General features: G+C 67.0%; 13 protein-coding genes. 7 read left to right on the top strand and 6 right to left on the bottom strand.

What is annotated here, in order from left to right; all coding sequences use genetic code 11:
- The first annotated feature begins 93 nt into the window (after positions 1-93).
- Both ABZ671_RS17300 and ABZ671_RS17295 read left to right on the top strand, forming a co-directional pair.
- Positions 94-3,450, top strand: a complete 3,357-nt coding sequence (locus tag ABZ671_RS17300; RefSeq protein WP_357858391.1) for an ATP-binding protein — start codon at positions 94-96, stop codon at positions 3,448-3,450.
- On the top strand, positions 3,366-4,328 hold the full coding sequence (locus ABZ671_RS17295) for a hypothetical protein (RefSeq protein WP_357858388.1): 963 nt from the start codon (positions 3,366-3,368) through the stop codon (positions 4,326-4,328). Before ABZ671_RS17300 ends, ABZ671_RS17295 begins: the two co-directional genes overlap by 85 nt.
- 38 nt (positions 4,329-4,366) lie before the next feature.
- Here ABZ671_RS17295 and ABZ671_RS17290 read toward each other — a convergent pair whose 3' ends face one another.
- From ABZ671_RS17290 to ABZ671_RS17265, 6 genes are all read right to left on the bottom strand, one after another.
- Positions 4,367-6,211 carry a hypothetical protein gene (locus tag ABZ671_RS17290; protein ID WP_357858385.1) on the bottom strand — a complete coding sequence of 615 codons (1,845 nt, stop codon included), beginning with the start codon at positions 6,209-6,211 and terminating at the stop codon, positions 4,367-4,369.
- Positions 6,212-6,411: 200 nt separating this feature from the next.
- Positions 6,412-7,248, bottom strand: a complete 837-nt coding sequence (locus ABZ671_RS17285) for a hypothetical protein (RefSeq protein WP_357858383.1) — start codon at positions 7,246-7,248, stop codon at positions 6,412-6,414.
- The gene (locus ABZ671_RS17280) at positions 7,248-11,306 is read right to left on the bottom strand and encodes an AAA domain-containing protein (protein WP_357858380.1); all 4,059 of its coding nucleotides are present in this window, start codon (positions 11,304-11,306) and stop codon (positions 7,248-7,250) included. Before ABZ671_RS17280 ends, ABZ671_RS17285 begins: the two co-directional genes overlap by 1 nt.
- Positions 11,307-11,635: 329 nt before the next feature.
- Positions 11,636-12,136 carry a hypothetical protein gene (locus ABZ671_RS17275; RefSeq protein WP_357858377.1) on the bottom strand — a complete coding sequence of 167 codons (501 nt, stop codon included), beginning with the start codon at positions 12,134-12,136 and terminating at the stop codon, positions 11,636-11,638.
- A complete protein-coding gene (locus ABZ671_RS17270; protein WP_357858375.1) occupies positions 12,130-12,504 on the bottom strand; it encodes a hypothetical protein in 375 nt (124 codons plus the stop codon). The genes ABZ671_RS17275 and ABZ671_RS17270 overlap by 7 nt, the downstream gene beginning before the upstream one ends.
- A complete protein-coding gene (locus ABZ671_RS17265; protein ID WP_357858372.1) occupies positions 12,501-14,909 on the bottom strand; it encodes an AAA family ATPase in 2,409 nt (802 codons plus the stop codon). The genes ABZ671_RS17270 and ABZ671_RS17265 overlap by 4 nt, the downstream gene beginning before the upstream one ends.
- A gap of 149 nt (positions 14,910-15,058) precedes the next feature.
- Between ABZ671_RS17265 and ABZ671_RS17260 the strand changes: the two genes are divergently transcribed.
- From ABZ671_RS17260 to ABZ671_RS17240, 5 genes are all read left to right on the top strand, one after another.
- Entirely contained in the window at positions 15,059-17,095 is a 2,037-nt protein-coding gene (locus tag ABZ671_RS17260; RefSeq protein ID WP_357858369.1) for an SAM-dependent DNA methyltransferase, read from the top strand.
- A gap of 20 nt (positions 17,096-17,115) precedes the next feature.
- Complete coding sequence (locus ABZ671_RS17255; protein WP_357858366.1) at positions 17,116-18,732, top strand: class I SAM-dependent DNA methyltransferase; 1,617 nt, start codon at positions 17,116-17,118, stop codon at positions 18,730-18,732.
- A complete protein-coding gene (locus ABZ671_RS17250; RefSeq protein ID WP_357858363.1) occupies positions 18,725-19,837 on the top strand; it encodes a restriction endonuclease subunit S in 1,113 nt (370 codons plus the stop codon). The genes ABZ671_RS17255 and ABZ671_RS17250 overlap by 8 nt, the downstream gene beginning before the upstream one ends.
- Before the next feature lie 49 nt (positions 19,838-19,886).
- Positions 19,887-23,078 carry a type I restriction endonuclease subunit R gene (locus ABZ671_RS17245; RefSeq protein WP_357858360.1) on the top strand — a complete coding sequence of 1,064 codons (3,192 nt, stop codon included), beginning with the start codon at positions 19,887-19,889 and terminating at the stop codon, positions 23,076-23,078.
- A 312-nt stretch (positions 23,079-23,390) separates the two neighbouring features.
- On the top strand, positions 23,391-24,080 hold the full coding sequence (locus tag ABZ671_RS17240; protein WP_357858357.1) for a hypothetical protein: 690 nt from the start codon (positions 23,391-23,393) through the stop codon (positions 24,078-24,080).
- The last annotated feature ends 68 nt before the right edge of the window (positions 24,081-24,148 follow it).

The following is a 24,148-nucleotide window of genomic DNA, read 5'->3' as shown; positions in this document are numbered from 1 at the left end:
GCTCGCTGCGGGCATGACGGGCCGAGAACCACACTCAGGACCGTCCCTTGTGCTAAGTCCGTCCGGGTTAGAGTTGCCCTACCCTTGCGCTACTTGGAGGACACCGCCGGCATGTCCCGACTCGCCCTCGCCTCTCTTCCCAACCCGACCCTGGCGGCGGATGACGTGCCGCTCAGTGACTCGCTTGTCGCCGAACTCGGCAAGCGAGGCTGGCGGGTCGACGACGACCCGCTGCGGGAGCGCTGGTTGCGGCTTGCGGCCTGTCACTCCACTTTCTTATACGAGCTCGGCCGGCCGCCGATCTCGGTCGCCGCGCTGGCGGCACTGGGCAAGGTGGGTGCCACCCATCTGGCGCTCGCGGTAGCCGACCTGGTCGTGGAGCGCACTCGTCCGAACAAGGTCAGCAGGCAGAACCAGGTCATCGCCCACATGCCCGCACGGGTCGCCCAGCGGGTCGCTGGCAATCTGACCGTCGTCGAGTCGATGAACCTGGGCAAGGGCGAGGAGCCGAACCGGCGGAGCACGTTGCGCCTGGCCGAGGACGTCATGCACCAGATCCTCGGTGTGGTGGTGCTCCTAGGCGGCTACGCCACCGTCAAGCGGCTGGTGGCGGACGTCTACGAGCAGGAACTCCCGCAGGTGCTCATGGACGGCGTCAACTGGTGGGCTGAGCTGACCCGCTCCGTGTCGGTTCAACAGTTCAGGGTCCAGGACCATCAGGAGGGCCCGGATCACCAGCGGACCTTCGTCGTGGAAATCGTCGACGACCGAGGCCGGCGGGGGCGCGGTGAGTTCTCGAAACGAATCGGCGCGAAGGATCTGGCGGTCCAGGAATACCTGCGCAACACGGGCCTCTATGACGAGGTCATCGCGCGCCTCGGCGGGCGCTCGGTCTCGCGGCTCACCGAGGAGCCCCGTGACTACCCACCGGGGCGGGGCCTTCCGCTTTGGGAACGCACAGTCGCAGAACTAGCCAACACGCTCCGTATCACTCGGGAACGCCGGGCCTTCCTGCAGCAGGCACTCACCCACAGGTCATGGGCTTACGAGAACCAGTCGTTGGTCCGTCAGGCTCGGCAGAACGACTACGAGCTTTTGGCTAACCACGGGTCCTACGTCATTAGAGCGGTGTCAGCGGCGGAGTTCACCCGCGACCTGCTGCGCCGCACGCTCAAGCCGGGACCCGAGGACGGCGCGATCCATTCGCTGCCGGAGCGCTGCTACGTCGACATGTTCGACCGGCTCGTGCCGGAATCGGCGGTGCTCCGCGGTCATGGTGAGGCCGAGTGCAAGCCCCGCATGAAGGCAGATGTTTTTCAGGCGATCGTCTCGGTCGCCTGGCGTTTCGGGGAAGCCGGCCTGTCGGAGACGCTGCGGGGTTGGATACTCCAGGAGACCCTCGCTCGGGGACTCGATGAGCTGAGCCGGCTGCAGCGCCTCTGTGTCATCTTCGGCGGCGAGACCTCCTCCACCGATACCTCCGCCGGCCCGGCGCACGATTCCCGGTTCATCGCGACCCTCACAGTCCGTATCGACGAGCTCCAACTCGTTCGGACCGGTTCTCCGACGCCGGGGAAAAAAGAGGCCGTCCGGCTGGCCGCAGAGCGGTTGTACCGACTCTTCACCCTGAGACCGGACTTCCGAGGCGTCGGCCGGAGCGCTGCGGAGCGGGAGGAGAGCATGCTGCTCCTGCAGTGCCTGGCCCGGCGCCTGCCGGTGCTGCGGGGCCGTGATCTGCGGCGCTGTATAGAGGACGGGGTTCTGGGGCTGGGTCTGCTGGCCGCCTCGGACGGCGACCTCAGCGACTTCCTCACCTGGGCGCAGGAGGCTGATTCGTTGATCGGCCCCCTCGACGACGAGGTCTTCGACCATCTGGTGACCGCCTACGGCAACGCTGTGAAGCCACGGCCGCGGCCGAAGCTGGAGCAGGCGTTGCGGGACCTAGCGGCCTGGGTGCGGAATCTCGACCCGGAAGGCAACGTCGTGGTTCGGAAGGCACCCCAGTGGGACCTCCTTCTGACGGTGGCGGGCGCGCTACGGGCTGGCGCCGCCCGAGAACGGAAGACGGTGGACGAGCTCGCCGGCTCCTGGCCGGTGTGGGGCCCTGAGTCGGCGTCACCCCTCTCCGCGGCCGACGCTGCCGCCATCGGTGAACTGCTCCGGCAATTTTCTGACACGTCCGCCGGGACGGTCCGGTTCCGGCGGCTCTCCGACGGGGTCCGGGTTGAATGCGCCACCACGGCTCCGGGCGCGGCCGACCGTCTCCGCACTCTGATCGACCTGCTCGCCGAGATGGCGCCGGGCCTCGCGGTCTTCGCCGGACCGGACACGCAGACGCTGAGCGCCACCTACGCCCCCGACCCTGCCGACCGGTCCTTCACGGCGGCCGGCAGGCTCGCCCTTCACAGCTCCCAGGACCAGGACGGCGTCGAGATCTTGGCGAACGTCCTGCACCGGCTCAAGAACGAGTTGATCGGCATGGAGGACCTCGCGCAGAAGGCTGCGCTGGCCAGCGACCGAGTGACCCGCTTCCGCCGGCTAGCCGATGTCGCCCGGCACCACGAGGCCGCCGTCCATCTGGCCGATCACCTGGACCGCACCAACCGAGCGCTAGCGAACGCCGACGAGGAGACGGTCGAGTTCGGTCGCTGGCTCGATGAGTACTGCGCCGCCAAGGTTCTGGAGCTCAGGAACAGGGCGAACATACGCCTGATCCCACCCGCCGAGTCCGGCCAGTGTGAGGTCACCCTCTCGCCGTCGCTGCTGCGGGGGGCTCTGGACAATCTCGTCAATAACGCCGTCGAGGCGATGCCGGATGGCGGCCGGATCATCGTCGACTGGTACACCGAGCCAGGTCATGTGTTTCTCGTCGTGCACGACGACGGCCCGGGGCTGCCGGACGAAATCCGCGAGAGCTTCTGGCGGGACGAGACGGTGACGAGCACCAAGGAGCACGGCTCGGGCATGGGGTTGTGGCTGGTCCGCATGGACCTGCGCCGGCTGGGTGCCACGATCTCCGACGACCCCGCCGCCGACGGCCAACGCTGGATCATCGACCTGGCACGCGAGGAGGTGACGGATTCCAACGCGCCCTACCGGGGACCGGCTGCGATGCCGCAGACGGTGGCAGGTCCCCGCCGCACGGTCAGGGCGTTGCTCGTGGATGATCAGGAGAACGTCGCCCGGACGATGGCCGGGCACCTCGAGCCGATCGCCGCCCGGGTCGAGATCGCTCACGACGGCGAAGACGCCCTGACCAGGCTTTGCACCGGGCACTACGACGTCGTGGTCACCGACCTGCAGATGCCACCCGAGCCCTGGGGCGGGTTGTGGCTGCTGAGGCGCTGCGGGAGGAGGGCCACCGGGTGCCGGTGGTGGTGCTCTCCGGCGAGGGAAGCCTGGATCAGGCGATTGCGGCGATCAACGTGGGGGGCGCCGTCAAGTACGTGACCAAGGCGGACGCGGCCGAGAAACTCGCCACCGTTGTCGAGGAGGTCCTAGCCGATTTACGCCGGCAAAGCCGCAGCGATCTGCAGCATCTGCCACTGCCGGTGGCGCTCGGCCTGCAGCGTTACGAGTCGGAGACGGTGGCCAACCTGAGGGTGCGGGCCGGTCACGCGGCGCTGGAGGACGCCCTCCGGTTCGTCGGCGCGGTCGGGCTCGGCGAGCTCCTGGACGGCCACCCGGACGCGCGGGTGCCCCGGCCGGTGCTGGCGCCCCACATGATGCTAGGCAAGTGGGTTGAGTTGCTGAGGACGCTCGGCTCGCGGCTGGCGCAAGACTCGTATGCGGGGCAGGTCATCCGTAGTCTCGACTTGGACGCGCTCGCCGTCGTAAAGACCGGCCGCAATGTGGTCAGTCACCGCTCGGAGCGCCCCAACGACGAGTTGGCCCGCATGCTAGACGAGGTCGATCCGCTGTTGGAGCAGTTCGCCACAGCTCTACGTCACATCGCGGACCGCACCGTGATGATCGCCCAATCCCTTCGATTCGATGGAAAACGGTACGCGGTTTCCGCGTTCCGGGTTACCGGCACCGGTCCGGTGCTGCCCAGCGCCGAATTGATCAGCAGGACTTCTCCCGTGGAAAACTCAGTCGGCCTGTACCGGCCCGGCACCGACTCGTGGATCCCGATCGGCCCATGGATGACGGCCCGGCTTGGTAAGGCCCGGGGCGAGTGGCAGATCTCCGTCGTCGACGGTGTTACCCAGGGGCACCGGGGCCGGCCGGCGAAGCTGGCCTACCAGCCGTTCGGTGACGGCGAGAAGTGGGCGGCGGCAGCTGACGAGGACACCGATGAGCTGATCCGGCGGTCGGTCGCCCGATAGTGCTACCCCTGATCGAAACCGGGCCGCCGCCACTGCCGTCAGTTGGTCTGCCCGGTTGGCAGGTGCCGGCCGATGTAACCGACATAGATGCGGCCGCTCTGCGCCGTGTCGTCGTAGTAGTGCATCCGAGGACTGATCATCGCGAACTGAGCGATCTTGAAGTGGGCTCCCATGAAGGTCATGCCAGTCGGATCGACGGTGGTTGGCACGGGCAAAACGCGCCTCTTCCAGAAGGCCGGGTTAGTGCGCACTTCCTCGCTCTCGTCGCGGGCGTGGCGTCGGGTTGGCCACTCGTGGCAGCCGTCCGGGGTGTGCTCAAGGAAGCCGTGCACGTCGCGGTCCCAGCGTCCGTCTGCTTTGGCAGTCGCATAGTCCTGAAGCACCAGCAACGCGTCCCATGTCTTGGAGGCCCAGGAGCCGAGGGTGTCTTTGCTGTCGAGGTCCGCGGCATGGTCAGGGTCGCCGGTGAACTCGACGTGCACGAGTTTCGGCAGCCATCGGAGCAACTCGCCGAAGCTGTCCGGTCGGGAGACGTCCTCCTCCGATGGCTGAGTCGTCCAGGCCACATCTGCCTGGCCCGTTGACGCCAGCCGGTGACGTAGCGTCCGTACGGTTTCCTCCGACCGAGTGAGAAGATCAACTGCTTCCCGGTTTTCGAGTTGCTCGTCCTCCAGCTGCCGGATGACGTCTCGGTATGCCGTCTGCGTCTCATCGAGTTCGGTCTGAAGTTGTGCCAGTCGGGACGCGATATCCTCCTGAGCCTCCCGGGATGCTCTGCCGGCCTCGACCCAGTGCGCGATTTCGTCGATCCCGTCAACGGTTAGATCGTCGAGGCCTGTCTTCACCTTGAGGTAATCGAGCAGCATGCTCTGCTGCACACCGATATTGTCCTGGCGAGGTTCACTTTTCCGGGCCTCGAGGGCCGTCGGTCGGGGTTGCGACGGAATCAGTGATGCCGGTTTGAGACCGGCATCGCTGAGCCGATTCACTAACATGTCGTCGGCGATGCGCTCCAGCATCCGGTGTACCCGCGCCACCGACGCCTGCAAGGGCTGTTCGAGCGCCTGAAGTTGGGCGTTGGAGGCAAGGATCCGAGCGAGCCGGTCATGCTCGCCGTCATCGAGGATTCGTTCGGTGCCCAGCACTCTGTGCCGCAGGGCGTCGACGGCCGAGTCTGGCTGGACTTGGGAGCGATAGGAACGTAGCCGACCAGGCAGGACAGCGTGGGTATGGCCGACCCGGTCGTTCAGCAGCCGCGTGGCCTCACCGTCGAGCACGTAGCACGAGGCCGTCCCCTTGGTGAACCGGGTCAACTTTGCGATCAGGTCCACCCACGGGACCATCGGCAACGAATCGTCGCTGCCAGCGAGGAAGACAACGCCTCGCCGTTCCGTGTCGAGCAACGCTTGGTGCACCTCGTCAACCTCGTCGCCGCGGATGATCATCGGCCGCGTCGTCAAACGAGCGGCACCATCCCAGGCATCGATGACATCGAGAATCGGCGCGACGAAGCGGGGGGTGCCGGCTCGGCGGGGGCGGCTGCGCGATTCCTCGCTGTCGGAGTCAGGAGACTCGATGTCGACCCAGGCCCATGCCGCGCGCTCCTTCGCGTTGGGCACATGTGCGGTCAGCTGGACGATCCACCGACCGTCCGGCTTCGTCTCAACAATCCGCACGCGAGTCGACGCCGATCCGTCCTGCCCTTCGTGCTGCAGCAGCAGGGCCCGGACGCTGTCGCCGATGGTCGTCCACCGGTTCTCGCGAAGCGCAGACGTATCCCAGCCCTTGGTGTCCGCGATCCACCGGTCCAGTTGTTCCCGCACCAGCGGTAGCAGATAGTTACGTTTGTCGCGGGTCGTGAAGATCGACCTGAATCCGAGCATCTATGCCGTCCCGTGGGGTTCCAGGCGAAAGGCTTAGCCGAACGCGTTGTCGTACTCGCTTGATGCGGCGACTGCCTCCGCCCGCCACTCCCACGCTGCTTCCGCAGCTAAATGTGGAAGTGGCGGGCGGGCCGTGGCCACCATCTGGACGAGGAGTGGGTCAAACTGCTTGCTGCTGTCAGAGGAGGATGGATCCGTAATCAGGGCGCGGATTCCAGGTCATTGAGGAGGGCGTGCACAGGGGCCCAACACATCCGGACGGTGTCCAGGTCGGGTACGAGTCCGTACTCGATCTGATGCCGAGGGTGGACGAAGTTTCGATAGTCTCGGACCTTCTCCATGAAGTCCTTGGCGTCGGTCTGGACCCACTTCTGCCGATGCGCGTACTCGAGTAGGAGATGAAGGCCGGCGCGTTCGGCCGGAACCCGCCGGCCACCCCGGCCGACCAGTCCGCTCCTTCGGACGCTCTCGTCGCGATCAGTCACCACGACGTGCAGCAGCCCTTCCACGAAGCTGCCGATGCCGATGATTGCCAGCGCGTACGCACCGTTGGCCTGGCAGATCGACGCCTCGTCGGCGCGCGCCATGAGGATGTCGACTGCCTTGCTGTCTGCGGTAAGCCGTCGCACTCGCTCGTGAAGGTCCGGCGGTGGACCATACAGGGGGATCTCGCCGGCCGGGCTGAGCTGGCCGAGCACCGGGCGCCCGCCGACGTACGTGATGGTGAGCTGCTCGGGAGCCAGGATGCGGTTCAGCTCCTGCGCGATCGGCTCTGCGGCCTCGGTGCCGCCGTCGTACTCCAGGGGATCGCAGATGCGGCAGAGCAGCCGGTCGAGTGCGGCGGCGTCGCCGGCGTGGGAGCTCAGGACTTCCGCAAGCCAGGGAATCCGCGGAGAGCCGTCGTACTGCGGATCGCCGGGCCACCGGACGCGGTGCAGGAATCGCTCGACCTGCGACCCGGTCCGCTCGTACGGCCCGTCTACGTCACAGATCAAACGAGCAACCCGTTCCAAGGTGAGCAGGTCGAGTGCGACCATCAGGACACCTCCCGGTCGGCGCGCTGCTGCGCGATGTCGAGTGCTTCGGTCAGACGCTGGATGATGATGGAGCCCCGCTTGCGGAACCCAAGCTCAGTCATGGCCTCCTGCAGACGCTCGTCCCGATCGCGCTGGAGCTGGTCGCTCAACAGCCACGTGCAGATCTGCACTAGCTGATCCCGGGTGTACTCAGTGATCCGCAGGCCGATCGGTACCTGGGGACGCAGACTACGGCGGGACGCCGTGGGCGAGGGTGGCTGGCTGACGTGCCGCGGTGCCGCTGGCGTGGGTTGAGCCCTCGGAGCGTGATCGGCGCGGTCGACCGCCTGCTGCCAACGGGCGACGAGTCGGGCCGTCTGGCCGGCCGGGTCCACGTACCAGTCGGTCGACCAGATCCGGTGGAACTCCCACCCGAGCCGCTCCAGGTGCTGCTGGCGTAGCCGGTCTCGGTCTCGGGCGCTGTGCGCCTGGTGGTATGAGTGGCCGTCGGTCTCAACGGCGAGCACCATCCGGCCGGGCTGGTCCGGGTGAGCGAGTGCCAGATCGATTCGGTATCCGGACACCCCCCACTGGGGCACCGCGTTGATGCCCTGCTGCTGGATGGCCGTCAGCACGCTGCGTTCAAGGCCGTTGAGCTCAACCCCGGTGTGCTGCCGTCCCCCAAGGTCGCCGCCGAGCGCCACGAACTCGAGGTAGCGACGGAGCAGCTCGGGGCCGCGGTTTCTCGTCGCTGCGGTCTGGGTTGGGTCCATGTCGTGGTGCGAGAAGGCGCTGACCACCGTCATCCGACTCCGTGCTCGGGTGACCGCGACGTTCAGGCGCCGCTCACCGCCCTCCTGGTTGAGTGGTCCGAACCGCATTGTCAGGCGACCGTCGCGGGTCTTGGCGTAGCCGATGCTGAGGATGATCGCGTCGCGCTCGTCGCCTTGGACGTTCTCCAGGCTCTTGATGAAAAAGCGTTGACTCGCGGCCCGGTCCTGAGAGAAGAAGTCGTCGAGGTGCTCGTGCTCGCGGCGTCGACTGCGCAGCGCCGTCTCGATCCGCAGGGCGTGCTTCTGGCCCATGGTGATGACACCGAGGCTCTCGTGGGGTTGCCGCTCGGCGTGCTCGAGGATGAGGTCGACCGCCCGGTTGACTTCCTCCGGTGAGGAGCCGCTCTGGCCGGGGGCGACGCGACCGTCGACGGTCTCCAGGCGTAGCGGACTGCCGACCTGCACGCCGGGGAACGTCACGAGGGATCGGTCGTAAATCTCGACGTTCGAGAACGCGATGAGTCGCTCATCCCGGCTGCGGTAGTGCCAGGTCAGGCGGTGCCGGTTGGAGATGAGACCGCTGAGGACGTCGAGAACGGACTCGTAGTCTTCGAGGCTGTCGTCGTCGAGGTCGTCGTCCTCGCCGTTGGTGGTCTGCTGGACGAGCCGCCGGAAGAACGGCGTGGGCGGAAGCTGTTTGGGGTCGCCGGCCACGACGAGTTGAGCGCCGCGCATGATCGATGCGACCGCGTCGTGCGGCTCGATCTGGCTCGCCTCGTCGAAGATGACCACGTCGAACAGCTGCTCAGCCGGCAGTATGCGGCTGACCACGAGGGGCGACATGGCCCAGCATGGAAACGCGGCGAGGAGTACCTCTCGTGCGTTGCTGAGCAGCTTACGCAGCGGCAGATGTCGGCTCTTCTTGGCCGCCTCCCGCCGAACGAGGCTGTTCTGGTCGGGATAGGCGTCCCGGGCTCTACGCAGATTCACTGCTACGTTGCGGCGCACGTGTCGGGCCGCCACCTCGATGTGGCGGGTGTCGGCGGCACAGAAGTCCTCGACCACCCCGGCATGCTGCTGTCCCAGGAACTGACCGAGGTACGGGAAACGCATGCGCATCTCGTCGAGGATCACCTCAAGCCAGGCGCGCAGCAAGGTGTCGGCTGCCTCGTCGCTCGAGACGCGTCGTGCCGCCAGGTCATCGAGCATGTAGCTCAGTCCCAGCGAACGGAAGAGCTGCTGCTGCTTGTTCAGGTCGGGCATCAGGAACAGCGTGTGACGGTCGCCATTCAACTCGGCGAGGGTGCTGGCCGCGGTCGTGGCCGGTCCCCGGTCGAGGCCGTCGATGCGCGCACAGGCAGCCACCGCCGCGAGATGGTTACGCACCTGGACGAAGGACGACATGCAGAGATCAGCACCTGCCAGAGCGGTGGGTGCGCTGTCCTGACGGCTGAGCTTTCGCCAGCGTTCGCGCTGGTCCACCGCAGCGATCAAGCCCTGATACATCTCGGATCGCTTGCGGGGTGCGGCCGGGCAGGCTCGCCGCAGCTCGCGGCGCAGCTGGAACCGGCGGAAGAGTCCGAGAGCTTCTGGCCGTCGTGGCCGGGAACGCCCTGGCGCTGTCGCGTAGACAAAGTCGTTCAGGTCCGGGCCGAAGGCCTGCTCGCCGTAGCTGGCGAGGGTGCGATCAACCTCGCTCAGTAAGTCGAACAGGTCCGTCCAGGCGGCGAGATCATCGGGTACGTCCAGCCCGGCCCGGTCGACCAACTCCCGGATCTGCCGCTGCGCGCCCTGCAGGGCACCGGCCGCCAGCCCGTCGAGATGGATTAGCACCTCGCCCACGTCGTCCGTGGTGCGGATCTCAGCCTTTGCCCACGGCGATTCCCCGCGCCAGATCCTCAGGCCGCCACGATCCACGAACGTGCGCAGGTCCTCCCGCGCAGCCTCGACCGCCGACCGGTCCAGGTTTCGCAGCTCGGATGCCCGCAGGTTGTACCCGCTGACGTCGTAGGAGGGCAGGGCGAGCAACTGCTCGATCACCTGGAACGCGCTCATGCCCCAGGGCTGCCGCACCTCGTGCATCTCGGCCGGGTGGCGCTGTGCCGCGGCCCGCCGGCTGTGCAGGCGTCGATGCAGGTCGCTCGTGTCGACCGGCGGCTCGGTGCCAGCCTGAGCGAGGACCGCGGCGATACGCTGGGAGACCTGCCGCTTGCTGATCTTGCGGTCGTGCAGGTCGAACACGAGGTTGTCGAGTCCGACGTCACCGAGCCGGTTCATCACCGCTTCGATCGCCGCCCGCTTCTCGGAGACGAACAGCACGCTGCGGCCCATCGCAGCCATGTACGCGATGATGTTCGCGATCGTCTGGCTCTTCCCCGTGCCGGGCGGGCCGTCGATGACCACATGCCGGCCGGACAGCGCTGCATCGATGGCAGCCTGCTGGGACGAGTCCGCGTCGTGAACGAGGAACTCCTTCGCCGGGTCGATCCGGTCGGCGCTGGAGCTGGGTCCCTGCGCCGTCTCGGTACGCAATTGTTGCTGTGAGCTCCGGTCGCCGGCCATGGCACCGATTACCGGGTGCGACGCCAGCAGCTTGGCGGAGGTGCGCAGGTCCTTGACCATGGGCAGCTTGTCGAAGCTGAAGACGCCGCCGATCATCGCCTGGTCGAGCTGGAGGGAAAGGCCGCTTGGTGCGACCGCTTCGGCGATCAGGTCGTAGGCGGTCCTGAGCTGCTGATCGGGGTCGGCGATCTCGGTCAGCATGGCACCCAGCTTTTCGCCAAGGGCGCTGATGTCCGCCTCCACGCCGTACTGCCGTTCCAGCGCGTACAGGAGCACGGGGTTGATCTCGGGTGAGTCGGAGAGTTCCAGGGTGAAGTCGTTTTCGGTCGCCGTCCGGCTGTCCAGAGCAAGCTGCTGCAGAATCAGCGGTGCGCGCAGCGGTTGCATCGGCACGGACCCGCGGGTGTACGTACCGACCATGCAGAGCAGGCCGCGGGCGACCCAGCCTGCCTGAATGCCCTGTTCCTCCTCCAACTCGACCAACTTGCGGCGCAGGCTGCGGGCAGTGTTGCAGGCCTTGTTGTGGTGCTCCTGATCCGGAAACAGCGTCCGCAGGCGAACCTTTTTCCCCCGGAGCAAGTCGCCGATCCCGTCCGTAGCGGCCTCGGCGAGATCCAGCGTGGTGGCCTGCCGCTCCTTGAAATAGAGCAGCGTGTTCCGCGGGCCGAAGTCGATCAGTTGGTCTGCCCACCGGCCAGCGGCCTGCTGGACGAGGTTGAGCACATCCGGTTCGGTCAACAGCATCTCGTCTCCAAGTCAGTCGACGTACGCCAGTGCTGATCCGCCGGGCCGTCGGCCCGAGGCAAAGCTCTCCAGGATAGGGCGCATAACGCGTTGATCTATGCATCGGATTACCGACACCGCCGTCATCGGAACGACCCCGCTCAGTAATCTCCACCTCTCCTGGATGCAGTGTCGGCTCATTGAGCAGGCCGGGATGTTGCAGTGGGGGTGCGTGCTTGGCGCAGATGAAGACCAACTCGCACAGGTGGTGCATGGCGCGGGGAGAGGCCGTATCAGGCGACCCTCCCGGAAACAGGGCCATCGAAGCATCGATGGAGGAGGACAGGCCCTCAACGGGAGACGGCGGCCGGCGACTTCGGCAATTCCTGACCGCGAAAGAAGTTGGTGGCATCGATGGTGGCACTGACCAGGGCGCACGTCGTCGCGGTGAGGGCGAGCCAGAACGCCACGGTGCTCTTCCAGTCCTCGGCGATCTTCACCGTCACCACCTCGGTGACCTCCGCAGCCTCGGCGGACCGGCTCCGCCGAATACTCGGGTCAGGCTGACGACGCCAGCCGAAGCGGGCGAAGAACTTGGCCCAGGTGTGGTTCGACCGACCGCAGCCGAAAATCACCCCGTTGACCTTCCGTCCACACCGGCCGCCAGTCTGGGTGGTCACGCCGCACGTCGTCGGCGCCTTCACGGCGAGCAGCCAGGCCGGGATGGCGACCGCGATCGACGCCGACCAGGCAAGGCTGATGAGGTCGAGCGTGATGAGGTAGTAGACGACGCCGACGATGGCCAGCGCCTCAACGCCGAGGATCAGCAGGGCGTGATCCCGCTTCAGCATGTGGGGGCCTCCGAGTGGTCGAGGAGAGCGACGATGTCGAGGAGTTCGGTGCGGAGCCGGGCCAGCTCGGCTGCGGTGACGCCGAGTTCGTAGTGGTGGTGGTGGCCGGCGCGGGACAGCGCCCACCACAGGTAGCCGGCTCGGCGCCCGAGGTGGGGGCCGGCGTAGTGGGCGAGCAGCAGCAGCTTCGGCCGCTGCACCCGGGTCCGTCCGATCTCCGGGCAGACCCGAGCCCAGTAACGGTCCATCGCCGCTTCCAGTTCGTGGCGCAGCAGCCACGCGCACGCCCGGGGCCAAGCGCCGCGGGCGCCCCGGATGACGCTGGTGAGCATCAGGTCGGCGGTGGCGAGATACAGAGACGCCGTCATCGCAACCGCCCCACGAACGTTGCGGTGTTGGCGACCATTGCCCGGACAGGCATGCTTCGGTGTCCGTGGACCGCCTCCGCCACCGCTTTAACCGTCCGGGTGGCCTGCACGCCGTAGTCGCGGTCGAGACGAGCGAAGAGCTCCGGGCGGGGTACGAGGCGGCCGAAGAGCCCGAGGCTGAGTCGGTCCTTGACCGTGTGCGCCCGGCTGAGCCCTTCCTGGATCTGCTGGTAGGACGTGCCGCGCTGATGCTGGGCGGCCCGGTAGCGATCCATGCTCACCGACTCGATCGCGGACCGGCAGAACCCGGCGACCATCAGGTACTTCACCTCGTCCGAGATCTCTGCGGCGACCAGGGCACGTGCGTCGTCGAGGTAGCGGTCCGCCGGGTCGCAGACCCTACGGACCTCCACGATCGAGCCTTCGCGGCGAGTGACCTCCCGGACGTCGGCCTCGATGTCGAGGCGCCGGATCGCTTCCGGCAGCCGGTCGTCGTGGGTGAATACGATGACCTGCCGGGTCAAGGCAATGTCACGCAACACCTCGGCGAGGCCGTCGATCTTGGTGGGGTCCATGCTCTGCACCGGGTCGTCGATGATCACGAACCGGTACGGGCTGGTCTCGGCGCAGGCGCGGGGCAGGAAGACTGCTAAGCCGAGGGCGTGCAGCTCGCCCTGGCTCATCACCGCGAGGGCGTTGGTCTCGACGCCGTCGGCGGCCACGGGGAACAGGACCCGGCGGGTGTTGTTCGCTCCTTCGATTCGTAGGTGGTGCATCTCGACGTTGCTCTCCTGCCGCAGCTTCTGCCAGATCCGATTCGACTGCGCGGCGAAGGTGCTCAGCCGCTCGGCTCGCATCGCCTTGTTGGCGTTGTCGAGTGCCGTGCGGGCCTTGGTGAGCAGCGCGAGGGTCGGCGCTTCGGCGCGATTCAGGGTCGCGGCGTCGACCCAGCGGCGGATCGCGGCACCGGGCTCGCGCCAGGCGTCGTGACGCTGGGCGAGCCAGTCGGCTGCCTCCGCCGCGAGGGCGGCGTGCGCCGCAACGACACCGTCCCAGGCGGCCAGGTCGTGGCCGAGCACGGCAAGAGCCTCACGCATCGCGGTGCTCTGCGCGGGAACGTGGGGTGCCAGCGTGGTGGCGGCTGGTTCCAGGAGCCGGCGTACGTCGTCGAGCAGACCGTCGACCGTGCGGCGGGCGTTCGCGTGTGCCTGCTGGGCTGCGCGTGCCGCCGTGGCGGCTGCGGCCAGCCGGGCGAGTTCTTCCTCCGCCTGCGTACGCCAATCCTGATCGAGAGTGCCGGCGCGGCACACCGGGCAGGGCCCGTCCCCACGGTCGTGGTGCACGCCGAGCGCGGCCCGCAGCAGCTGGGCGTTCCGGTCGGCGGCCCCACTGTCGGTGGCGGTCGCCCGCCGCACGGCCGCCTCGGCCTCGTTCAGGGCAACCAGTGCCCGGCCGAGGTCGGGCAGTTCCTGCTCGGCGAGCCGCCGCGCGGCTGCCGCTGCGGGCTCCTCCGACGCGGCGGTGTCGCTGCCGGCGAGGTCGGCCAGACTGGTCAGGTTCGCCCGGCCGGCCTGCGTGCCGAGGGCGCGCACGGCGTCGCGGGCGCGGTCGTCGTCGATCTGGCCGAGCTGTTCGCGCAGCTCGGTGAAGGCCGCCTTGAGCGCCTTGGCCCGGTCGTCATAGGCCTTGCGCCGCTGCTGCAGCCGGGCGTCGGCGTCGCGTAGCGGGCCCAGGCCGAGGATCGGCGCGATCGCGTCGTACAGTTCGGTCGGCTTCGCGGTGATGACTCGTTCGAGGTCGCGGGCGGACAGGAACGGCCGGTACCTGGCGGCCTGACTGATCCACTGCGGCACCTGACCGGGCGGCATCGCGGCGCCGCCGGTGGTCGTGGTGACCGTCGCGGAGGTCAGATCGGTGGCCCCGGCAGGCCAGGCGCGGCGGGTCGTCACCTGCTGGCCGGTGTCGAGCCGGAGGCTGAGGCGGATTTCCGATGCGCCGTCGTGGTGCAGGTTCCGCCAGCCCTCGCGGAAGACCGGCGGGCGCTGCGCCCAGCGCGGGGAATCCGCGGTCAGCGTGTACTCGATGGCCTCGGCGATGCTGGACTTCCCGGAGCCGTTGCGGCCCACGAACACGGTCAGCCCGGTCTTGGGCAGCCGCCCGACCGTGACCTGTTGGCCGATCCCGCGGAAGCCGGCGACCCGGACCTCTTCCAGGAACGCCTGTGGCGTGGCATCGCCCGCCTCGCCCGGCTCGGGCGACGGCGGGAGGGCCGCACCCCGCAGCACGGCATCGAGAACCTGCTCGCCGTGGAAGGCGGCAAGAACCAGGTCGCTGACCGCGCGCGGCACCTGGGACCGCTGAAGGCGGTCGGCGAGTTCCTGGTAGAGCGTGAGCGTGTCGTTCATCAGACCCCCTGATGTCGTTGGCGCATCGAGGGAATCGCAAATTCGTCGCTTACACTTCTCTACACCCTGTTATCCCGGGATAACAGATCTACGTTCGTCTTGGAGGTTCCAGGACTCGTACCGTGAGGGCCGAAGCGGGGAGGTGAGCCATGGAGGCGGAGTTGATGTCGCAGCGGGAGATCGCACTGCTCGCGCGGGTCAGCAAGCCTGCGGTCACGACCTGGCGCCGGCGGCACCCCGACTTCCCTGCGCCCGTGTCGGGTAACCACGGCCAGCCCCTCTTTCCCGCAGACGCGGTCGTGGCTTGGCTACTCCGGACCGGACTCGGCCACGCCGACCCGGACACTCTGCGCGCCGAGCGGTCCCTGCACACGCTGGCGGCGTACGCCCGGCGGCACGGAGGCCGACGCGCGATCGTCGTTCTCGGCGCCGCGCTCTGCCTCCGCCACCTCACCGGCCGGGCGCTGCCAGCCGATCCTCTGCCGCTGGCCCGCCGCCTCGATCCCGAGGACGAGTTTCTGTTGTACGAGCTGGCTGACGCGCCTGAGCCGGCCGGGCTGGCCCAGCTGGTAGAGCAACTGATCGAGGGGGCCTATGACCCCTGGCGGAGCTGCCAGTTCCTGCTCAGCTCCGCCAACCGCCTCGGCTGGCCCGAGCTGACGGCGGACGCGCTCACCCCGGAGGCGGTCGCCCTGATCCGTCGGGTCGCCGACGTGCCGGCCCGGCTGCGTGCCCACGGCACCGTCACCATCGCCGACGCCAACGCGGGCACGGGCGACCTGCTGACCGCGCTGATCAGCGACCAGGACCGCGACAACCTGCGAGTCAACGCGTTCGTCGCCGACGAGGCGCTCGCCCGCCTGGTGCGCCGGCAGTTGCTCCTCGCCGAGCTACCCGAGTTCCATTTCGACGTGCGCGCCGACGAGCTGAACGAGGAGTTCGCCGATCCGGACCTCATCGTCACCCGGCTTCCCTACCGGCCGGCTGAGAGCCGGGACGCCCTCGCCGACCTCGACCGGGTCGAGGCGATCGCCGATCTGCTCGGTCCGGGCCGCACGGCCATCGTCGTCGGTCCCGCCAGCAGCCTCGTCGACGAGTTGCGGGACGGGCTCGCAGTGCTGCGCCGAGCAGCGCTGTTGGGCAGCGGCATCGTCGAGGCAGTCGTGCGGCTACCGGGCGGTGTCTATCCGGCCAGACCGGGCCATCCCGCCGCGCTGTGGCTGTTGACCCGGGACCCGATCCCCACCACCAAGGGTCGCGTGCTGCTCGCCGACCTCAGCGGCGCTGCACTCGACCAACCCACTGTCGAGTCCGCAGCCGAGGACATTCTCCTCTGGCGCGCCGAGGGTCACCGCAGCGACGGCCACGATCCGCGGACTGGCCGGATCGTCCTGCTGGAGAGCCTCCACCTGCGGCGGGGTGCCGCACTCCGGCCGCCGGGTCCGGCGTCGGTCACCCTGCGTGCCAGGCTGGCCACCGACCGCCCCGCGCTCGTCGGCGAGATTGAGCGCCGCCTCACCGATGCGGAGCAGAAAACCATCCTGTACGTGGAGGAGCGCGGCCCCCTGAACACCGGGGCGGCGCAGCGCGACGGAACCAGGCCAAAGGAGCATTCCGTTGGGGCGCTACGAACGGCCCGCCGGGTCCGCCTCCTTACCGGGCACCGTCTCTCACCTCAGCACGTCGGACCGCGTGGTCACCACCGGGTCATCGGTTCGGCGGAGGTCCTCGCGCAGTCGTCCAAGCGCTGGATGGACCGGCTCATGCTCGCCGCGGAGTACCCGCACGTCGCCCTCACCGAACCGGGCGACCTCGTGGTCACCACCGTCCCCCAGTTCGGCGCCTTCCTCGACGACGACGGCTTCTCGGTGATCGAGTTTCCGGCCTGCGGCCTGCACATATCCCCCGGCGACCCCCTCACCTCTCGGGTGTTGCGGGCCCTCCTGGGGATCGCCCGCAACACCGCACGTAGCCCTGGTGCAGTACGCGGCCCACGGCCGCAGGACGTCACGATCCCCGACCTGGCCCGTGACGAGGCGGCCCGCCTGGACGAGGTGCTGCGCTGCCTGGAGGAGCGCGAGCGCCTGTTGCAGCACCAAGCCGATCTCTTGGCGAAGTTGCGCGAACTCATCGTGACCGGCTTCGCCGACGGCACCCTCACGACTTTGTACGGTACGAACTCCTGAACGAGAGAACGGAACGCACAGTGCCCCCACGTAAACGTGCCAACGGACAGGCCGAGCTGTTCGGCGTGTCCAGCACCAAGCAGATCCAGGACATCCTTTGGAAGGCCGCCGATAAGCTGCGCGGCTCCATGGACGCTGCACAGTACAAGGAGTTCGTCCTCGGCCTGGTCTTCCTCAAGTACGTCTCGGACGCGTTCGCCGAACGCCGCGACCAGATCAGGGCCAGCCTCGCCGACATCCCGGAGAACCGCCGCGCCCAGTTCCTCGACGAACGCGACGAGTACACCAGCGCCAACGTCTTCTGGGTTCCGGAGACCGCTCGGTGGGACTACCTGGTGGAGAATGCGCCCGGTGGCGTCGGCGCGCTGCTCGACGACGCCATGGACGCGATCATGCGAGAGAACCCCGCGCTGACCGGCGTCCTCCCGAAGATCTTCAACCGAGACAACGTCGACCAAAAGCGGTTGAAGGAACTCGTCGACCTGATCAGCGACGCCCGCTTCACCGGCCACGACGGCCGGGAGGCGAAGGACGTCCTCGGTGAGACGTACGAGTACTTCCTGGAGCGGTTCGCCCGTGCCGAGGGCAAGCGGGCTGGCGAGTTCTATACCCCGCCCAGCGTGGTGCGGGTCCTCGTCGATGTGCTGGAACCCTATGAGGGCCGGGTCTACGATCCGTGCTGCGGTTCCGGGGGCATGTTCGTACAGTCCAAGAAGTTCGTCGAGAACCATGCCGGGCGAGACCACACCCACGACATCGCCATCTACGGCCAAGAGAAAAACGAGCGCACCTGGCGACTGGCGAAGATGAACCTCGCCATCCACGGCATGGACCCCGTGGGTATCGGCGACCGCTGGGCCGACACGTTCTCCGACGACAAGCACTCCGACATGCGGGCCGACTTCATCATGGCCAACCCGCCGTTCAACATGAGCGACTGGGCGCGCCGCGCGACGGATCCGCGCTGGCGCTACGGCGTGCCGCCTCAGAACAACGCCAACTACGCCTGGCTCCAGTACATCCTCTCCAAGCTCGGCGACCGCGGTAGCGCCGGTGTCGTCCTCGCCAATGGTTCGATGTCCTCGAAGCAGTCCGGCGAAGGTGAGATCCGCCGCGCGATTATCGAGGCGGACCTGTTGGCCTGTATGGTCGCCCTCCCGCCGAACCTGTTCCGTAGCACCGCTATCCCCGCCTGCCTCTGGTTCTTGACGAAGGACAAGTCACCGCACGGCGCGAAGGCGCTGACCGACCGGCGCGGCGAAATCCTCTTCATCGACGCCCGCGCTCTCGGCACCATGGTCGACCGCACCGAACGCGTCCTCACCGACGACGACATCGCCAAGATTGCCGACACCTACCATGCCTGGCGCGGGACCAAGTCCGCCAAAATTAAGGGCCAGGCGTACGAGAACGTGCCCGGCTTCTGCTACTCGGCCAACCTCGACGAGGTAGCCGCCCACGACCATCTCCTCACCCCCGGCCGCTACGTCGGCACCGCCAAAGCCGAAGAAGACCCAAACGCCGAACCACTCGCCGACCGTATCGAGCGCCTCACTAAGGAGTTGTGCGCCCACTTCGACGAGGCTTCCCGGCTGGAAGTGGTCGTCCGGGAGCAGCTCAGGAGGATCGATGTCTGACTGGTTCCCAACAACGATTGGCGAGGTCATTACGCTTCAGCGGGGATTCGACATCACCAAGGCGGTCCAGCGGCCAGGTGAGATCCCGGTTGTTTCCTCGGGTGGCATCAGTAGCTTCCATGACACAGCGATCACCGACGGGCCGGGTGTTGTCATGGGCCGTAAGGGAACGCTTGGCAAGGTGTTCTACCTGCCCGGCCCCTACTGGCCGCACGACACCACGCTGTGGGTAAAAGATTTCAAAAGCAATAGCCCGCGGTTCGTCTACTACTTCCTGCAAACTCTTGATTTTTTGGCAATGGATGTCGGCTCATCCAATCCAACCTTGAACAGGAACCATGTGCACCCATTGCCGGTGCTGTGGCCCTCAAGGGTGGAGCAAGAGGCGATCGCACATGTTCTAGGTGCGCTAGATGACAAGATCGCAGTCAACGACCGAATCGCCGCGACTGCACGACAACTCAACATCGACCTGTTCGTTTCAGCCATTCAGGACTCGAGTGAGAACAAGCGGATTCAAGACATCGCGGGTTTCCTGAACCGAGGACAGGCACCGAAATACGCCGATGACGAGTCCTGCATCGTCGTTGTAAATCAGAAGTGCGTCCGGGACGGCCGCGTCAGCCTCGAACCCGCTCGTCGAGCTCAAGCGGATAGAGTGAAAGCGGATCGAATCCTGCGCAGGGGCGATGTGCTGGTGAACTCGACCGGCGTGGGCACCTTGGGCCGAGTTGGAATCTGGTCGCACGATATCGCGGCAACCGTCGACTCGCACGTAACCATAGTTCGAGTTGATGCCGCGTTGCCCGCAATCGTCGGAGCATTCGCAGTCCTCGGCGCGGAGCAACAGTTTGAATCGTTGGGTGAGGGCTCTACAGGGCAAACGGAGCTCAGCCGGGCAAAGCTGGCGTCTGTCATGGTGCGGGTTCCGAAGGGCGATCTCGACGAGCTAGCGGCTCGGTTGTCCGCCGTAGAAACCCGAGCGGATGCCGCGCTCAATGAATCCCAATCGCTAGCCAAGCTCAGGGACACGTTGTTGCCGGAGCTGCTCTCAGGGCGGTTGCGAGTCAAGGACGCCGAGAAGATCGTCGAAGAAGCGAATTAGGCAGGACGAAGAGTCACTGGGAGGGGGCGTAATGGGGTTGGACGGGCGGATGAACGAGGCGGACTGGGAAGCACTGGCGCTGGACCAGCTCGGCGAAATCGGGTGGGAGCCTGGAGCCGGGAAGGACTTCGCGCCGGGGTCGGGGCAGCGGCGGGATTGGACCGACCTCGTTCTCTTCGAGGACCTGCGGGCGGCGATCGAGCGGCTCAACCCCGATCTTCCGCCTGGGGCGGTCGCGGACGCGGTGCGGGCCGCCACCGATGTGGCCTCCCGGGAGGCATTCGCTGAGAACCGGGCAGCGCACGAGCGGCTGGTTCACGGCGTCCGCTCGATCACGTACACCGACGCGTTCGGCGCCGAGCACAACCCCACCGTGCGCCTGGCCGATCTGCACGACCCCGACCGCAACGTCTACCGGGCGATCAACCAGGTCACGATCGTCGACGGTGATTTCCGGCGCCGCTTCGACATTGTGCTTTACCTCAATGGCCTGCCGATCGCGATCTTCGAGCTGAAGAACGCCGCCGACGAGAACGCCACCCTCACCGGCGCGCACGCCCAGCTTCAGGCGTACCTCGCGGAGTTCCCGCTGGCGTTCCGGCACGCCGTGCTGTGCCTGATCTCCGACGGGATAACCGCGAAGTACGGCACCCCGTTCACCCCGTACGAGCACTTCGCGCCGTGGAACATCGACGACGAGGGCGAGCGCGTCGACGCCCACGCGCCCGACTACGACGGGCCGGAGGCGCTGATCGTCGCCCTCTACGGCCTGTTCAACCAGCGGCGTTTCCTGGAGCTGACCGGCGGGTTCGTTAACTTCACGCCGAAGAGCAAGCGGATCGCCAAGGCGCACCAATACTTCGCGGTCATCCGGGCCGTCGAGTGCATCGTGCGGGCATCGCAGAGCAACGGAAAGGCGGGCGTCGTTTGGCACACCCAGGGCTCCGGCAAGTCCGAGGAGATGGTGTGCACGGCGGCGCTCGCCGCCCGACACCCCGAGTTGAAGAACCCGACCATCGTGGTGCTCACCGACCGCAACGACCTTGATGATCAACTCTTCGGCACGTTCCAGGACAGCCAGATGCTGCTCGGCCAGGAGCCGGAGCAGGCCGACACCCGCGCCGAACTACGGGACAAGCTCTCGAACCGGAACTCCGGCGGCATCATCTTCACGACGTTGCAGAAATTCGGGCGTACGAGAGAAGAGCGGAAGGCGGGGAGGCCGCATCCGCTGCTTTCCAAACGGCGCAACATCCTGGTGATCGTCGACGAGGCGCACCGCAGCCACTACGACAGCCTGGACGGCTACGCCCGGCACCTGCGCGACGCGCTGCCGTACGCCACGTTTATTGCCTTCACCGGCACCCCGATCGCCACCGCCGAAGTGAACACCCGCGCCGTCTTCGGCGACTACATCGACGTGTACGACCTCAAGCGTGCCGTCGACGACGAGGCGACCGTACGGGTCTACCACGAGCCGCGGATCATACCGGTGTCGCTGCCACCGGACATCGATCCGGACAGCATCGACGAGCAGGTGGAGACGCTGACCGCCAGCCTGGACGACGCGGAGCGGCGTAAGGCCGAGGCGTACGCGGCCACCATGAACACCATCTACGGTGCCCCCGACCGGGTCGAGACCCTTGCGAAGGACCTGGTCGAACACTGGGAGAAGCGACGCGAGCTAATGCGGCCGCAGCTCGGCGGGCCGGGCAAGGCGATGCTCGTCTGTGCGACCCGGGAGATCTGCGTCCGCGTCTTCGACGCCATCAAGGAGTTGCGGCCCTGCTGGGCGGACCCGGCCGTCGACAAGGGCAAGATGAAGATCGTTTTCCATGGGGTGCCCAGCGACGAGCAGGTGCTGCGCCCGCATCACCTGCGCCCGTCGCAGCAGAAGACCGTCCAGGCCCGCGCCAAGGATCCGAACGACGAGCTGGAGCTGCTCATCGTGCATTCGATGCTGCTCACCGGCTACGACGCGCCGCCAATCCACACCATTTACATGGACCGGCCGATGAAGGGCGCCAACCTCATGCAGGCGCTCGCCCGGGTCAACCGTCGTTTCCGGGAGAAGCAGGACGGGCTGCTGGTCGGCTACGCCCCGCTGACCGAGAACCTGCGGAAGGCGCTGACCGAGTACACCCCCAGCGATCAGGAAGACCAGACCCTCGGCAGGGAGATCGACCGGGCGATCAGCGAGGTGAACAACGAGATCTCCGTCATCGAGACCATGTTGGCCCCGGTGAAGTGGCGGGCGATCCTCGACGACGAGACGAACCCGACCCGCTGGCTGCGGGCGGTACGGAAGGCCGCCAACTTCCTGCGCGACCCGCGGACCCCCGGCAACGTTGTCGAGCCCGGCACGAAGCCGCTGCACCAGCGTTTCCGCGACGCGGCGGGCCGGCTGGAACGGTTCTACACGCTCTGCGCCACCAGCCGCGACTTCGTCGACCGTGCTGGCGACATCCAGCGCCTGCGCCGCGACATCCACTTCTTTCGCGACGTCCGGGTCTGGATCGTCAAGGAAGAGGCCGCCGACCGGGAGGCGAAGGGCCTGCCGAACACGGCCCAGGTTGAGCGCTACCTGTCGCAGCTCGCCGCCGAGGTGGTCGACGCCGCAGACATCACCGACATCTACGAGGAGGCCGGCCTCGGCAAGCTCGACATCACCGAGCTCAACGGGGTCGCGTTGCAGCGCCTGCAGAACTCGGACACCCCGCACCTGGCGGCCTCGGCGCTGCGCCGGCTGATTGAGCGGAAGATGCGTGAGGTCACCAAGCACAACGTGGTTCGTCAGGAACGCTTCTCCGCCCAGCTCGAAGACCTGATGAACCGCTACATGCGCCAGCAGCTGACCAGCGCGCAGCTGATCATCGAGCTGGTCGAGCTGGCCAAGGAGGTGTCTGCGGACGCCCGACGCGGCCAGCAGTTCGACCCTCCGCTCAACCACGCCGAACTGGCCTTCTACGACGCCGTCGCGCAGAACGGCGCGGCCACGGAGCTCATGGGTGTCGGCACCCTGGCGGAGATCGCCCGGGAGCTGGTCAAGTCGATCCAGTCGTCGATCACGGTGGACTGGTTCTCCCGTGAACCGGTACGCGCCAAGCTCCGCAGCCACATTCGCCGGCTGCTCGCCCGCTACGACTACCCACCGGACCACGAGCGCGCCGCCGTCGACCTGGTCATCCGCCAGATGGAAACCTTCGCCAACGAATGGTCGCCCGGAGCGACCGCGAAATAGCCAAAACGGAACTCGCACCTCGGCCGATCGCAGGGAGGCACAGTGGGTGGCCGCCAGTTGGGGATAGTTTTCGCCGACGATGCATGCATGTCGTATCTACAGGAGGTCGCTGACCGGCGAGCACGAGGTGCCGGTCCGGGTGACTGCCAAGTCTCCTTCCCGGTCCGGTCCCGGGTCGGAGCTGACGTAGTCCTGATTTCATATCGACAGGCCATACATTTCATCGCGGGTGTCGATGACGACAGTAGGGCCGATGACCTCCGCTGGGCGTTTCGGCTGCGAGAACTGACTCAACTCAAGCGTCCGTTGGAAATGAGCCGTCTGCGGGCTGCACTTCGGAAGGACCAGCGACGGCCGCTGGAGCGTCAGGGCAAGCTGACCGACAAGGCCAGCAGAGTCGTGCTCGAGGTCCTGTTTGCCGAGGAGCCCGAGCTTGATCCGGTGATTGGATCACTGTTCGGCATCAGGGACATCGACCTGCCGGTGCCGCGCAAGGTGGCGTTGGCGGAGGAGCGGGACTCTTTCGCATCTCTGTGTGCGTTCACTGGCGCTCCCGACCTGCTGCCGGCCGACGGTTTCCTTACAGAGGAGGAGATTGGCAGCATCTCCGACCGCGACTCCCTCCTTCCCTCGATGCCCGGCATCACGCCACGAGAAGATCCAATGGTCGAACACGACGCGAACACGTTCCTCGGCTGGACCCGCCAGGAAAGCGACCGGCTGGCCGTTCGGAAGTTCACCGATGGCAAGGGGCGCACGCTGGAAATCATGAACGTCAACCGGTGGCCGATCGAAACCCGGCTCGGTACCGACCTCATCTACTACCACAAGCAACGGCGCAGTTTTGTCCTGGTCCAGTACAAGCGGATGGTCCCCGACGGTTCGTCCTGGCGTTGTCGTGTCGACGACCACTTTCGGCAACAACTCGACGTGATGCGGACCCTCGACAACAAATGCAGACAGGAAGAACCAGGTAGTGAGGCATTCAGCGCAACGTTCTGATCACCGAAGGTGATCATGTGGTGCGGTCGTGTTCGGTGTGGAGCAGGATGAGTGCGGCGGCCACGATC

The organism is Micromonospora sp. NPDC006766, from assembly GCF_040636055.1.
GTDB lineage: Bacteria > Actinomycetota > Actinomycetes > Mycobacteriales > Micromonosporaceae > Micromonospora.
Note: the sequence above shows the minus strand (reverse complement) of the source record. Positions and strands in the feature narration are given on the sequence as shown.